This is a genomic window from Thermotoga sp. 38H-to, assembly GCF_011057665.1.
GTDB lineage: Bacteria > Thermotogota > Thermotogae > Thermotogales > Thermotogaceae > Thermotoga.
On sequence record NZ_LNFZ01000001.1, the window covers coordinates 45,370 to 58,087 of the forward strand.

Annotated in this window: 13 protein-coding genes; 6 read left to right on the top strand and 7 right to left on the bottom strand. The window is 43.9% G+C overall.

Annotated elements, in window-relative coordinates; translation table 11 throughout:
• Nucleotides 1-2: 2 nt before the first annotated feature.
• Nucleotides 3-1,106: a hypothetical protein gene (locus tag AS158_RS00260; RefSeq protein ID WP_038053441.1), complete on the top strand. Its 1,104-nt coding sequence runs from the start codon at nucleotides 3-5 to the stop codon at nucleotides 1,104-1,106.
• Between the two features lie 103 nt (nucleotides 1,107-1,209).
• Here the strand turns inward: AS158_RS00260 and AS158_RS00265 are convergent, their stop codons facing one another.
• Nucleotides 1,210-2,259 carry a BTAD domain-containing putative transcriptional regulator gene (locus tag AS158_RS00265; RefSeq protein ID WP_165304285.1) on the bottom strand — a complete coding sequence of 350 codons (1,050 nt, stop codon included), beginning with the start codon at nucleotides 2,257-2,259 and terminating at the stop codon, nucleotides 1,210-1,212.
• A 232-nt stretch (nucleotides 2,260-2,491) separates the two neighbouring features.
• Between AS158_RS00265 and AS158_RS00270 the strand changes: the two genes are divergently transcribed.
• The 3 genes from AS158_RS00270 to AS158_RS00280 are packed head-to-tail and all read left to right on the top strand — an operon-like array spanning nucleotide 2,492 to nucleotide 5,557.
• Nucleotides 2,492-3,802, top strand: coding sequence for an ABC transporter substrate-binding protein (locus tag AS158_RS00270; RefSeq protein WP_165304286.1), 1,311 nt, complete (start codon nucleotides 2,492-2,494; stop codon nucleotides 3,800-3,802).
• Between the two features lie 44 nt (nucleotides 3,803-3,846).
• Nucleotides 3,847-4,713 carry a sugar ABC transporter permease gene (locus AS158_RS00275; RefSeq protein ID WP_165304287.1) on the top strand — a complete coding sequence of 289 codons (867 nt, stop codon included), beginning with the start codon at nucleotides 3,847-3,849 and terminating at the stop codon, nucleotides 4,711-4,713.
• Nucleotides 4,714-4,726: 13 nt separating this feature from the next.
• Nucleotides 4,727-5,557, top strand: coding sequence for a carbohydrate ABC transporter permease (locus AS158_RS00280; RefSeq protein ID WP_165304288.1), 831 nt, complete (start codon nucleotides 4,727-4,729; stop codon nucleotides 5,555-5,557).
• Here AS158_RS00280 and fliD read toward each other — a convergent pair whose 3' ends face one another.
• The 5 genes from fliD to AS158_RS00305 are packed head-to-tail and all read right to left on the bottom strand — an operon-like array spanning nucleotide 5,558 to nucleotide 10,566.
• Complete coding sequence (fliD, locus tag AS158_RS00285; RefSeq protein ID WP_041434371.1) at nucleotides 5,558-7,384, bottom strand: flagellar filament capping protein FliD; 1,827 nt, start codon at nucleotides 7,382-7,384, stop codon at nucleotides 5,558-5,560.
• Nucleotides 7,385-7,388: 4 nt separating this feature from the next.
• On the bottom strand, nucleotides 7,389-7,742 hold the full coding sequence (locus tag AS158_RS00290) for a flagellar protein FlaG (protein ID WP_012311276.1): 354 nt from the start codon (nucleotides 7,740-7,742) through the stop codon (nucleotides 7,389-7,391).
• A 59-nt stretch (nucleotides 7,743-7,801) separates the two neighbouring features.
• The gene (locus AS158_RS00295) at nucleotides 7,802-8,206 is read right to left on the bottom strand and encodes a hypothetical protein (RefSeq protein ID WP_012896578.1); all 405 of its coding nucleotides are present in this window, start codon (nucleotides 8,204-8,206) and stop codon (nucleotides 7,802-7,804) included.
• Nucleotide 8,207: 1 nt separating this feature from the next.
• Entirely contained in the window at nucleotides 8,208-10,052 is a 1,845-nt protein-coding gene (locus tag AS158_RS00300; protein WP_038053436.1) for a hypothetical protein, read from the bottom strand.
• A 13-nt stretch (nucleotides 10,053-10,065) separates the two neighbouring features.
• Nucleotides 10,066-10,566 carry a prepilin-type N-terminal cleavage/methylation domain-containing protein gene (locus tag AS158_RS00305; RefSeq protein WP_012896576.1) on the bottom strand — a complete coding sequence of 167 codons (501 nt, stop codon included), beginning with the start codon at nucleotides 10,564-10,566 and terminating at the stop codon, nucleotides 10,066-10,068.
• 84 nt (nucleotides 10,567-10,650) lie between these two features.
• Between AS158_RS00305 and AS158_RS00310 the strand changes: the two genes are divergently transcribed.
• Nucleotides 10,651-11,142 carry a ferritin gene (locus AS158_RS00310; protein WP_012311268.1) on the top strand — a complete coding sequence of 164 codons (492 nt, stop codon included), beginning with the start codon at nucleotides 10,651-10,653 and terminating at the stop codon, nucleotides 11,140-11,142.
• A gap of 40 nt (nucleotides 11,143-11,182) precedes the next feature.
• The gene (gene mtnN, locus AS158_RS00315) at nucleotides 11,183-11,836 is read left to right on the top strand and encodes a 5'-methylthioadenosine/S-adenosylhomocysteine nucleosidase (RefSeq protein WP_012311267.1); all 654 of its coding nucleotides are present in this window, start codon (nucleotides 11,183-11,185) and stop codon (nucleotides 11,834-11,836) included.
• On the opposite strand, the gene AS158_RS00320 is transcribed toward mtnN, so the two are convergent.
• The gene (locus tag AS158_RS00320; protein WP_038053435.1) at nucleotides 11,833-12,717 is read right to left on the bottom strand and encodes a phosphate acetyltransferase; all 885 of its coding nucleotides are present in this window, start codon (nucleotides 12,715-12,717) and stop codon (nucleotides 11,833-11,835) included. The genes mtnN and AS158_RS00320 overlap by 4 nt on opposite strands.
• Nucleotide 12,718 lies beyond the last annotated feature (1 nt).

A 12,718-nucleotide genomic window follows, 5' to 3' on the forward strand; every position in this document is an offset into this window, starting at 1 on the left:
TCATGAAATGGTCGCTGATGATCTTTCTGATTCTCACTGTTGCAACGGTGTTTTCGGAGCCCATGATCATGTATCATTTTGTAATGGCAGAAGTGAAAGAGAGTACCGGAACTAGAGTCTCTCTGGAGGAGCTCTATCTCAGTACCGATGAGTCCAACGAGGGTTCAATACACTACTCGAGTGATACAGTAGAATTGAAGTTTTTTCCACTTTCCATAAAAGTGAAATTCCCCATGATACGCGATTCTTATAGAATTCTTTCAAAACCCTGGATCCTGACTGTTCTCGGGAAATCGGCCGTTGTGCGTATAGGAAGGGAGGAGATTCTTACAGTAACACAGGGAATGACAACGGTGCAGGAAATGTACCTTTCGATAACACCACAACAGTTGGATAAACAAAGTGTTCTATCTGATATCGAAATGAAACTGGACGGCGCATATCTTCGAACAAAGATCTGGATCTCTCAAGAGGATTTTCAACCGATTGCTTATTCCAAATTCAAAACGGATGAGAAAGAACACAGAATGATCGTTTTCTGCAGGGCTCTCGTTGTAGAAAAACCGCCTGAAGAAAAAGTTTTCGTCGCGGGGGATATTTCTGGGCTTGAGAAGTTCATGGGTAAAGAAGAAGAAAAATCTGAAGAGAGTTTCATACTGATTTCCTCTTATCCAGAAGCCAGAATAAGTCTCTGGTTGAACAAAAGCATCCATTTTTCTGCTTCTTTTCCCGATGGACTTCTTGTAGAAACGAAACTGTTTGGAGAAGAATTGAAACTCGGGGTTATCTACTGGCGGTTCAAATACTTGGGAGCTGGATTTTCAGATCGTACCAGTGTGGGAAATCTTTCACTCTCAGCTGGTGTGTACACACTCTTCGATCTCACAAAATTCTCTGGAATACTTTGGTGGGGTAGGGGGGATCTGAAACTCAACAGATTTTCTGTGAGCCTTTCTTTCAGAAGTTACTGGACACTCGAGGAAACACCATGGGAGGTGTTTCTAAGTGCAGGATATTACCCCAGTAAGAGTATAACTGTTCTTTTGGGAGTATCATATGACTTTACAAACTACAAAATTTTCGTTGGGGTGAGGTACTCATTTTGATCCTTCTCTATCCCCATTTCTCCCAATACATTCATTAAGTACATTTCTTTGAGCGTCGCTGCTTCAAATGCGAGGTAGCGGCGCTATTTTTTGATCTGTGTTTTCAGGAAATTTCGTACTGGTTTTTATTCACTCCAATTTTCTCGAGTGCATTTACCACACGTTTTTCTATTGTTGGACGACGTTGTTCAGGACAGTGGAAAAGAATTCGGATAGTTTCGTCTGAGAAGGTCATCACGTCCCCCTTTCGAAGCTGAGATGCTAATCTTTGGGAGACATCTTCAGTGCTGATACTCTTATCTGTCAGTTTCACCTCGACGATGACAAAAGATTTTTCTCTCCTTCGACTCTCCAGAAAGAGGAATCTTTCAAAGAGCTTTTCATCAACCACCACTGCTTTGTTACCGTTCATCATGAATTCTGAGTCTCTTTTGGAGAGAAAATCTTCGAATTTCAATCGAGGCTTGATCCCTATCTCCGTAAGATGACTTGAGAGTTTGTCGTATACACGTTTCGCCCTCGTGATATCACCCTTTTTCAAAAGAACTTCAATGGCTCTGTAGTACATATCCTCATCGTAAGGCTCTCTCTGAAAATAAGCGTTTACCATCTCAAGAGCAGCGTCGTAATCTTTTCTCGACAAGTACAATTCGAAGAGTTCTTTCAGAACATCCGAGTACCACGATTCGTAGATTTCTCTGATTTCCTGAACCCATTCTGCGAAAATGTCTTCGATTAAAAATGGCCCAGTGTAAATCTCGAACATCCTCTTAAGGAGCTTTTCACGTTCAGCATCTGACGTAGTTTTCATCAGTTTTCTGTGACACTCTTCGAAAATATCTGCGTCTATGGTGATTTCATCTCCCGGGAAGAAACAGCAGAGATCTCTCTTCACAAAGAGCTGTTCGCTTGTTATTCCGGTGGTTTTTCTTATGATATGGAGCGTGGTGTTCAGGTTGGATTTCGCGAATGCATCATCCATGTCTTCCCAAAAGAGGTTGTAGATCTCTTCAACGGACACTTCTTCGTTCCTCCTGAAAATGAGATACCTGAACAGGGCAAACGCCTTTTGCGATGGCCAGTCTCTTGCATTCACGATATCATTGTCCTTGATAACTTTTGTCCCGCCAAAAGTTTTCACAAAAACATTCATAATTCCCCTCCCAATTTTTTTAGAGTTTTATTTTTTATTTAAGAGTTATTTTACTATTATTATATCACAGGTGGAATATTTTTTCTTCATTGATATAGCAATCTCTGTGTTGTAAAATACTGTTGTAAATGTTGTAAAATACTAAAGCACGGGGAGGAAAACAAGAGAAGCAACCCTGGATGGGTTGCTTTTTGTTTTTAGAAATCAGTCCTATTCAAAGGGGGGATATGTTATGAAGAAATTTTTTATTCTTCTGATGCTTCTTCTCGTAGTTATCAGTTTAGCAAAGGTCAAGATTCAGTTCTGGCACGCCATGGGAGGATGGAGGATCGAACTTCTTCAAAACATGGCAGAGGATTTCATGAAGATCCATCCAGACATTGAAGTAGAAGTGCAATACACCGGAAGTTACAGGGACACACTGAACAAACTTGTGGCAGCTGTACAGGGTGGAACTCCTCCACACGTTGTTCAGATATACGAAATTGGCACCCAATTCATGATCGACAGTGGTATAGCTGTTCCAATCGGTGATTTGATTGAGAAGGATCCCTCTTTCGATATTGGAAAATTCCTCCCACAGGTTCTGGACTACTACCGAGTGAAAGGAAAACTTTACTCAATGCCGTTCAATTCTTCAAATCCTATTCTCTACTACAACAAGACCCTCTTCAAAGAAGCTGGTCTCGATCCAAACAATCCCCCAAGAACATTCGATGAGTTAATAGAATACTGCAGAAAACTCACAGTTAAAGATGAAAAAGGAAACATCGTTCGTGCTGGTATCACCTGGCCACTTCATAGCTGGTTCTTCGAGCAGTTTATAGCTCTTCAGAACGCTCCTTTAGTTGACAACGAAAATGGAAGAGCAGGAAGACCAACAAAGGCGGTATTTAATCACGAAGCGGCGCTCAGGTTCCTTAGACTCTGGAATACACTTACAAAAGAGGGTCTTATGATCAACACAACAAAAGAGGACTGGACAGGGGCAAGACAGCTTTTCATTTCTCAAAAAGTCGCCATGCTCATCACCTCTACTTCTGACGTGAAACTGATGATGGATGCTTCTAAGGAAAACGGTTTCGAACTTGGAACGGCGTTCCTTCCAAAACCAGAAGGAGTTAAGCTTGGAGGAACACCAATAGGTGGGGGAAGCTTGTGGATCATAGGAGACCATCCAGAAGAGGAGATAAAAGCAGCCTGGGAGTTCGTGAAATGGATGGCGGAGCCAGAACAACAGATACGCTGGCACCTTGGAACAGGTTACTTCCCGGTAAGAAAAGATGCGGTAGAAACACTCCTTTACCAGGGTTATTACGGTGAGTATCCTCATCATCTAACGGCGCTTTTGCAGCTTCTGTTGTCGGTTCAAACACCGAACACCAGAGGAGCTGTCATAGGACCGTTTCCAGAGGTGAGAGACATAATAGAAACCGCTATTGAAAAAATGATTAATGAAGAAATGACACCCGAAGAAGCTCTCGCCTGGGCTGAAAAAGAAGCTACAAGAGCCATTAAAGAATACAACGAACTTTATGAGTGAGGGGAGTTCCCCTCACTCCTTATTATTTTTCTGGGGGGATTAAATTGAAAAGAGTTCTCCCGTACCTACTTCTTTTTCCAACTTTTGTGATCATTACTCTTTTTATCTATTGGCCTGCTGCTTATTCTTTGAGGTTGAGTTTTTACAGAATTACCCCATTTGGAAACAGAATGGTGTTTGTGGGGCTGAGAAACTTCCAGAGGTTGTTTCAAAACCCAGAGTACTTAAACGCCATAAAAGTGACAGTTGTTTACGTTCTTGCATCCCTCTTTCTGACTATATTTCTTGCATTCTTTATAGCACTGCTTCTGAATATGAACCTCCCTGGAAACAGAATTTTCAGGGCATTGATTTTTACTCCTTACGCTATTTCTCCAGCGATAGCAGGTGTTCTCTGGTCTTTTCTGCTTAACCCTGTTGTAGGGCATGTCAACTACATTCTTTCCAAACCCTTTGGACTGCAGGTGGAATGGCTTACCACAAAGCCGTACGCACTCATAGCAGTTATAATAGCTACTGTCTGGAAAACCCTTCCTTTCGATATCATCTTTTATCTTGCAGGTCTTCAGGATATTCCTCAGGAATTGATAGAGGCCTCTCTTGTGGAAGGAGCCAATTCCTGGGCCAGAACCTGGAAAATTGTCTTTCCGCTTCTTTCACCGATCACCTTCTATCTTGTTATCATGAATCTTGTAAGTTTTATGTTCTCCTCCTTTGCTATCATCGATGTCACCACAAAAGGTGGACCGGGAAATTACACGACCACATTGATATACAGATTGTATCTCGACGCCTTCGCTTTCCAGAAAACAGGTCCTGCAGCAGCACAGAGTGTAATTCTTTTTCTGATAATGGCGATCGTTACGATCTTCTATTTCAAATTCGGTGAGAGAAGGGTCCACTATCAATGATGGGGGAGAGAACGTGAGGAGGAAAAGATCCATCACAATCCTCTACGAAATAATTCTTATACTGGTGACACTCATAATGGCTCTGCCATTGTTTCTTGCAATAACCATAAGTCTTCAAAGACCAGAGGTTGTTTTTTCCTATCCTCCGAAGTTCTTTCCAACGAGTTTTTACTGGAAGAATTATGTAGAAGCCTTCAAATATGTTCCGATGGCAAGACTTTTTTTGAACAGCTTAATCGTAACATCACTTATAACGCTTGGAAAACTTGCCACCGGAGCGCTCGCCGGTTTCGCTTTTTCTCATTTCAATTTCAAGGGTAAAAAAGTCATGTTCGCAGCTTTGTTTGCCACTCTATTCCTTCCCGCAGAAACTGTTATGATTCTCCCTCTGTTTTTAATCATGAAAACTTTCGGCTGGGTCAATACTTACTGGGCTCTGACAATTCCTTTTATGGCAAGCGCAACAAACACCTTTCTCATGAGACAGCATTTTCTCACGATTCCAAAAGAACTCCAGGATGCTGCACTCATAGACGGAGCGAGTTACATGCAATTTTTCTGGAAAGTGCTGATCCCCCTCTCAAAACATATGCTGGCAGGTGCCTCTATAATAAACTTCGTCTATGCCTGGAACATGTATCTCTGGCCTTTGATAGTGAGTATGGAAGACAAAATGAAAACGGTCCAGGTAGGAGTGAAGATGCTCATGCAGGCTGAATCAGCCAACAACTGGGGTGTAATAATGGCGGGTACCGTGGTTGCTCTAGCGCCAACCGTTGTGATGTTTCTCGCTCTTCAGAACCTGTTTGTGAAAAGTCTTGTGAGAAGTGGCATGAAAGGGTAATCACTTGTTGTTACTGCCCTGCAACGCTTGAGAGATCCAGCTTCCCTGGGACTGAAGCTGAGAGATCACTTCCTCCATGGCCGAAAACTTCCTCCAGAGTTCCTGTTCTCTCTTGGAGAGCCTTTCGATCCAGCTCGCTATCTGTGTGGCGAGGAATCTCTGTTCTCTTTCTATTCGACCGCTTATTCCCGCGACCTGATCGATCCTGCCGTTGAATTTCACCAGTTCCCATAGATAATCGTCGAGCTGTGTGGCAAAACCGTTCTCCCCACCGAAGAATTCCCACACCTTGTCTGGATCCTCTTCCACTATCTGCCTCAGTTTCTCCTCATCCACTTCGAGATGACCCTTCATCATGTTCTCGTATCCGGTTCCTATGTCTCCTGTGCTGATCCCAAGTTCCCAGAGGTAGTTTATGTCTCCTTCAACTTTATACGTGATGAATCCTCTGAGACGGGAGAAGATCTCTTCTAACAGATCGTCTCCTTTCAGAACCCCTTTCATCTTCTCTTCTTCTGTCATCTCTTCTTCGGATTTATCGGTTATCGGCTCTTCTGTGAGCTTTTCGTTCAGATAATCCATCGTTTCGTTCCATTTATCCACGAATTCTTTTATCTTTTCAACTATCGCATCCGTGTCGACTCTCACATCAACGGTGATCGTCTCGGATGTCATTCCAGAGATGTGGAAAGTGACACCGTTGTACTCCACGTCATTCGTGTCTGAATACACATCCGCCCAGTTCGTGCCGTCCATACTGATCTGAAGATGAGCCTTCTGACCCACGTAGAGACTGTGATTTTCTATTCCAAGAAGCGAGAACAAACCCGTCCCGTATGTGTCTTCCAGGGTGATGGCCTCGGGACCAGAGGTCTTTGAAATGATCACAACTCTGTTCGCATGGTAATCATAACTGGCGGTAACCCCGGCTTCGCTGTCGTTTATCTTCTCTATAAGAGAAGACAACGTGTCGTTCTGATCCACATCTATCTCCACACCGTTTATCTTCACCTTTCCGCTTATTATGGTCTTTGAAGTGTACGTAGCAATCTGCTGAAGAGTTTTCGCTGTGGAAAGCCCGCTCACAGAGGCGGTGCTGGTGAAAGAATAATTTCCTCCACTGTAGTTCAGACTGGCTTCATCCAGATGAAATACCTTCGTGAAGTTTCCTGTGATGTCAACGAGCGAGAAATTCTTATCGGAAGTGATGCTGATTTTGCCGGTGCTGGTATCGTAGCTGACGCTTCCCGTTATTCCAGCAGAGGAAAGAGCGGTGTTCAACTTATTGACAATATCGTCTATGGTATCTGTGGAGAGAACCTGGACTTCCACGTAGTTTCCCGTTTCGTTGTTGTACAGTCTTACAGTTCCTTCCTGAGGTGTGTACATGTAATCGAGTTCCCCAAACGTCTTCGTTGAATCGGGAGGTGGAACAACTTCACTCGCTCCAGCCAACGTGGTGTAAGTTGCGGTCTGAACGATCTTCACATGGTATACACCCGTGACGGCCACAGAGGAAGCCTCAGCTGAAAGAAGAGAGCTGGAAGAAACGGCTGTTTTCTGGACAACGGTACTCTGGAGTTTGAAACTGTAGACCAGATCTCTGAACTCTCTGAGTTTGGTCTTCACTTCTGTGTAGGCTTCTTGCATGAGCTCGTACTTTTCGTACTTTTCTGTGAGATTTTGAAGCGGCTGGCTTTCTGCTTCGAGAATAGCGTTTATGATGGACTGGGTGTCGAGTCCGCTGACAGCTCCCCCCACCTGGAAACCACCCAGCTGTGAGTAATATCTCATATTTATGGTGCTCGCTATTTTACTCAGGTCCATGCGATCACACCCTTTCGTCTACGAGAATCCCAAGCAGTTCGTTTATACTCTTTGCGATTTTCACCATCACCTCAGGAGGAATCTGCCTTATGATCTCCCCAGTTTCGGTGTCTTTTATCTTCACGATCACCATGTTCAATTCGCCGTCGTACCTGAATTCGGCTTCTCCTCTGAAGATCTTTCTCAGTTTTTCCAGCTTCTTCGAGAATTCTTCTATAGCTCTCTGAACGTCCTCTTCCTGCTGTTTTTTCATCTCAGCGACGGGTGTTGATCCGTTCTCTTTCACATGTAGTTCCCTTCTTGTTATTTCTCTATGAAGCACCTCGTTTCCTTTCCCATCCGTGGGATCGATCCTCATCGTGGATCCCTCCACATCCAATTTTCCATTTATATATATCGGTCAGTTGGCAGGAAAATTTAATCCCCTATTATAACAATTCTCTCTATTGAAGCTCCTTCGTTGATTTTTATCTTCAACGTGATTTTTTTGTATTTCACATCACTGCTGCTGGGCAAAACAACATCCTCAACGGTTGAACCCGAAGAATCAATATGAGGAAAAGGAGGATTTTGATCGTTCCATTTGTCTTTCCAGAATTCTCTGTTTATCTCTTCGTACACACCTTGTTCTATCAAATGTCCAACCCCGTACTTGGAAAGAAAATCGTACGCAAAGTTGGTAAAAAGAAAGGTTTCAATGGATTTTTCGGTGAGTGTCACATTTTTTGCCACTCCCACAATGATCGTTGTGAATATAACGACGGTGAGAAGAATGAGAAACAGACTTATCAAAGTTTCAACTATAAGACTCCCATTTCTCATGTCAATACACCTCTCTCACATTGAGTATGTTCGATTCCTTCGGCACAGTGGGGGTACCAAACACAGAAAACCCCTTGAGGATTCTCCAGTCGTAGATGTAGTTTTTACGGTAACCTGTTAAAACAACGGGTTTTCTATCCTTCGACCACCACGCCGAAGTGAAAGTTCCAACGGCTCCTCTCACGTATTGCGCAAGAGAACCAAAAATGGTGAGCTCGCCAACAGGATCTCCCCTATCGTAATCTTTCACATAAAAGCTTCCGGTGAAAGCGTATATACTGGCGAAAATCTTCATGTTGGGCTTTTTGTCGGTGATCACCACATTCTTGTACGCCACAAGATTGAGGAAATCGTCTGATTCGTGATTCTTCAAAAGTTCTGAGTAGTCTTCTTCGATGTTTCCGTTCTTATCGAGTTTTCTGATCAAAACCTGTGCAACTTTTTGATCGGAGTTTCCTTTTATTCCTTCCTTATCGGCAATTTCTTCCAGAATTTCTCTGTAATCGTTGTAGATGATGTGGTCTTCTATGTAGATGTTGTTCGCAACGATGGTGTACCTTCCATCGACGAACATGGGTTTTATGTTTTCTTGGTTTTCTTGACTGCTTGCATTTCTTAGATAAACATCACTGTCTGTTTTGATAACACCGTTGAAGTAGATATCGTACTCGTTTCTGTCGAGATCAAGAAGTCGTCTTGCTTCCTCCCCCTGGAGAACAAGATGGTACTGATCGCTGTTCGGTTTGGGTTTGATGTGGAAAAGATTAACTTCTCTACCTTCGCTTTCTTGAATGAAATACCAATCCTTTCGATTGTTGCTTAAGTATTCTCTGTAAATTTCTTTGTATTTTACTTTTATTAGATAGTCATTTCCACTGTTTCCCCTCGGTGCATTGAATTCGATTATATAGACCGGCTCCAGCTGTTTCTTGTAGTATCTCCATTGATATTCTCCCCACCAGTACCAACCTTCTTTTTCTTCAACGATCATAGCTGACGGAAGCTCGATCCCCACTGGTTCACTCGAAAGAACAACTTCAGACGCTGGCTTCGCTATCCTTTCGATTTCTCTCGCGTAATAGTCTTTTATCTTTTCTATGTTGTATTTCTGTATGTCTTCGTCAGTCAGATACTTCGGAGGCGGATTTTCGTACCTTGGGCCTTCTCCTGCTTCCAAATCGATATCGATATCCTTGAACTCCACGCTTCCCTTGAAAAGAGGCTTTCCTTCCACGTGTATCACATCGTTGGATCTGAAAGGCCCATCGATAATATCTTGGGTGATGAAGTATATCTTATCTCCATCCGGTCTTGTTTCTTTTTCTGTGAAATACGCGTACTTGTTCAGAAAGTCTGAAGAAAGAACAGCGTATTTGTAAACCACAGCCTTTCCGACTTGTGCTCTTACAACAAGCAGAGCAAAGAACGGGTTGTTCTCGAACGGAATGGCTACTGCTTCAAAGTTAGAAAATCCCAATTTTGATGCTTCAGTAGAGAAATCGATGTCTGAAGAAAGATTGTAGTATTTTTCTGTGTCCAGCAATGAGAAAACATTCTCCCAGGCATCTCCATCTGACTGAAGCAGAACTCTCTTTCTGAAATCATCAAACCATGTCACACTTCCAGTGGACCAGTTGATTTCCATTCCTGAAAAACCGAAGTGCTTTTTTAGACAGGCAACACCGAGACTCAGGATATTTGAAGCTCTGTAAGTAGCCTCCAGTCTCTGAGCGGTCAATCCCACATTTTCACGATATTGATTGAACGCGAAGAACACAGAGATTCCCAGAACGGAAACGATGACCAGAATTATCACAGTGGTCACAAGAATGGAACCATTCCTCATAAAGATCACCCCTTCACTTCAGATTGGGAAGGGCTACGCTCATGAAATAGGTTCTTTCGATGTTGTGTTTTTCTTTTCCTATAACAAAGGAGACAGTACCGGCACCCGCCAAAAATGTGCAGGTTGAAACATCCGTTACGAGTATCCTCGTATCTGTGCTGTTCGAATCTTCCTGGAAGATGTACAATTTGATGTCCGGTTTTTCAAATGTGATAGTGTATGTGTAGTTCCTGGAATAGTACTTTTCTCCACCGAAAGGAACATTCACAAGGAAAGAAATTTTTTCAGGATTCTCCGGATCAAAATAAATCTGATCCGCTCTAGGTCCAGCTTTCAGGATTTCCTTTCTTATTTCCATCGCTGCCTTCAAAAGATCGTCCGCTAACTCGATCGTGGTAAACGACTGAACAGTGGCAACAATTGTTCTCGTTGTGAATCCCAGAACCAAGAGTATTCCGATGAGAAGAACAGCTATAGTTATCAAAAGCTCCACGATCGTGAAACCATTCCTCATAATTTCACCTCCATTTCGATTATTAACAGAAAAATGTGGCAAAAGTGTGGCAAGTGGTAGAATTGTACAGTAGGAGGTGAGATGATGGTTATCTCAGAAAAAGTGAGAAAAGCGCTCAACGATCAGTTGAACAGGGAGATCTACTCTTCCTATCTCTATCTTTCGATGGCAACTTACTTCGATGCTGAAGGATTCAAGGGTTTTGCCCACTGGATGAAAAAGCAAGCGCAGGAAGAACTAACTCACGCGATGAAGTTCTACGAATACATCTACGAAAGAGGAGGAAGGGTCGAACTCGAAGCCATAGAGAAGCCACCTTCGAATTGGAACGGAATAAAAGACGCCTTTGAAGCGGCTCTGAAACACGAAGAATTCGTCACCCAGTCGATTTACAACATCCTGGAACTCGCTTTGGAAGAGAAAGATCACGCCACCGTGAGTTTCCTCAAATGGTTCGTTGACGAGCAGGTGGAAGAAGAAGACCAGGTGAGAGAAATCCTCGATCTTTTAGAAAAGGCAAATGGTCAGATGTCTGTGATCTTCCAGCTCGACAGGTATCTTGGACAGAGAGAGTGAAGGGGCACTGCGCCCCTTTTTCTCATCTGGAGGTGGGAACGTGATCCTGGTTCTCGGTGTGTTCAAGATAGAAGTGGAACCCATGCTTAAAGAGATGGAAGTCCTGGAAAAAGGACGTCTCTTGAAAAGATACTACCAGCGGGGAGTTGTAGGAAGAAACGAGGTGGTCGTGAGCTACGGTTTCATCGGGAAGGTAGAGGCCGCGCTCGTTACTCAGGCTTTTCTGGACAGGTTCAACATAGATGCTGTTTTCTTGACGGGAAACGCCGGTGGTCTGGAAGGTGTTGAAGTTGGGGATGTCGTGATAGGAGATTCCTACGTCGAGTACGATTTCGAAACGGCCCTTGGTGATGAAGGAATCATCGTCTCGGGCAGTGAAGATCTCGAAGACAAGGTGATCGCTTATTCAAACAGAGAAATCAAGACAGGACTGATAGCAAGCGGAGACGCCTTTGTGACAGCGAAGGAGAAAGCCGAGGAGATAAAAAGAAGAACGGGAGCCCTCTGTGTCGATATGGACTCCGCCGCTGTGGCAAAAGTGTGCCACGAGAACGAGAAGAAGTTCCTCGCCATAAAGACGATCGTTGACATATGTGGAAAGGAAACGGAAGAAGAGTTCAGAAAAAACTACGAGAGATATGGCTTCCTCTCCAACCTGATCCTCCTCGACGTTCTGAAAAAGTGTGTCTTCTAAGCGAAGACCGCCGAGAGGGCTATGGAATAAAACTTCGTTTCTTCCGAGTCTGCACGTGATGTGAGAACTACAGGGACTTTCCCACCAAGAATGATAGATGCGGATTTCGCTTTAGCAAGAAAAACCAGAGCTTTGTACAGAATGTTCGCCGCCTCTATATCTGGCAGTATCAAGATGTCGGCCTTTCCCGCCACAGGGCTTTGTATCCCTTTCTTTTTCGCCGCTTCTTCCGACACAACGTTGTCCAGCGCGAAGGGCCCATCGACGATACACCCTTTTATTTGCCCTCTCTGGTTCATCTTCGAGAGAACGGCCGCTTCCATCGTGATGGGCATCTTTGGATTCACGACTTCTATGGCACCGACAACGGCAACTTTCGGTGTTTCTAAACCCATGACGTTTGCCACTCGAACACAGTGTTCTATCATGTCAACCTTCTGTTCCAGAGTGGGGCTTATCAGCATACCGGGATCGGAGATTATGAGAGGCCTCGGGAAATCGGGTATCTCCATCACGCTCACCATCGCCATCGTTTTTCCCGTTCGAAGTCCGTACCTTTCGTCCAGATAGATCTTCATCAAATTTCCTGTCTTTATCTTTCCCTTCATCAGAAAATCGCATTCTCCCTTTGAAACGGCCTCCACAGCGAGTCTTCCCGCTTCTTCTGGGGGACAATCTACGATTTGGGGCGTCTTCCATTCAGGGACGAGTTCCTCGATGATCCTGGTGATCTCTTCCTCTGGACCGAACAGAACGGGCTCGCACACTCTCTCTTTCCAAGCCCTGCAGACAGCTTCTATCACGTGATCATCGTTCGCAGCCGCAACTGCGAGCTTTTTTCCCTTTCCTTGAGCCATCTCAACCAGTTTTTCCAGAAACATT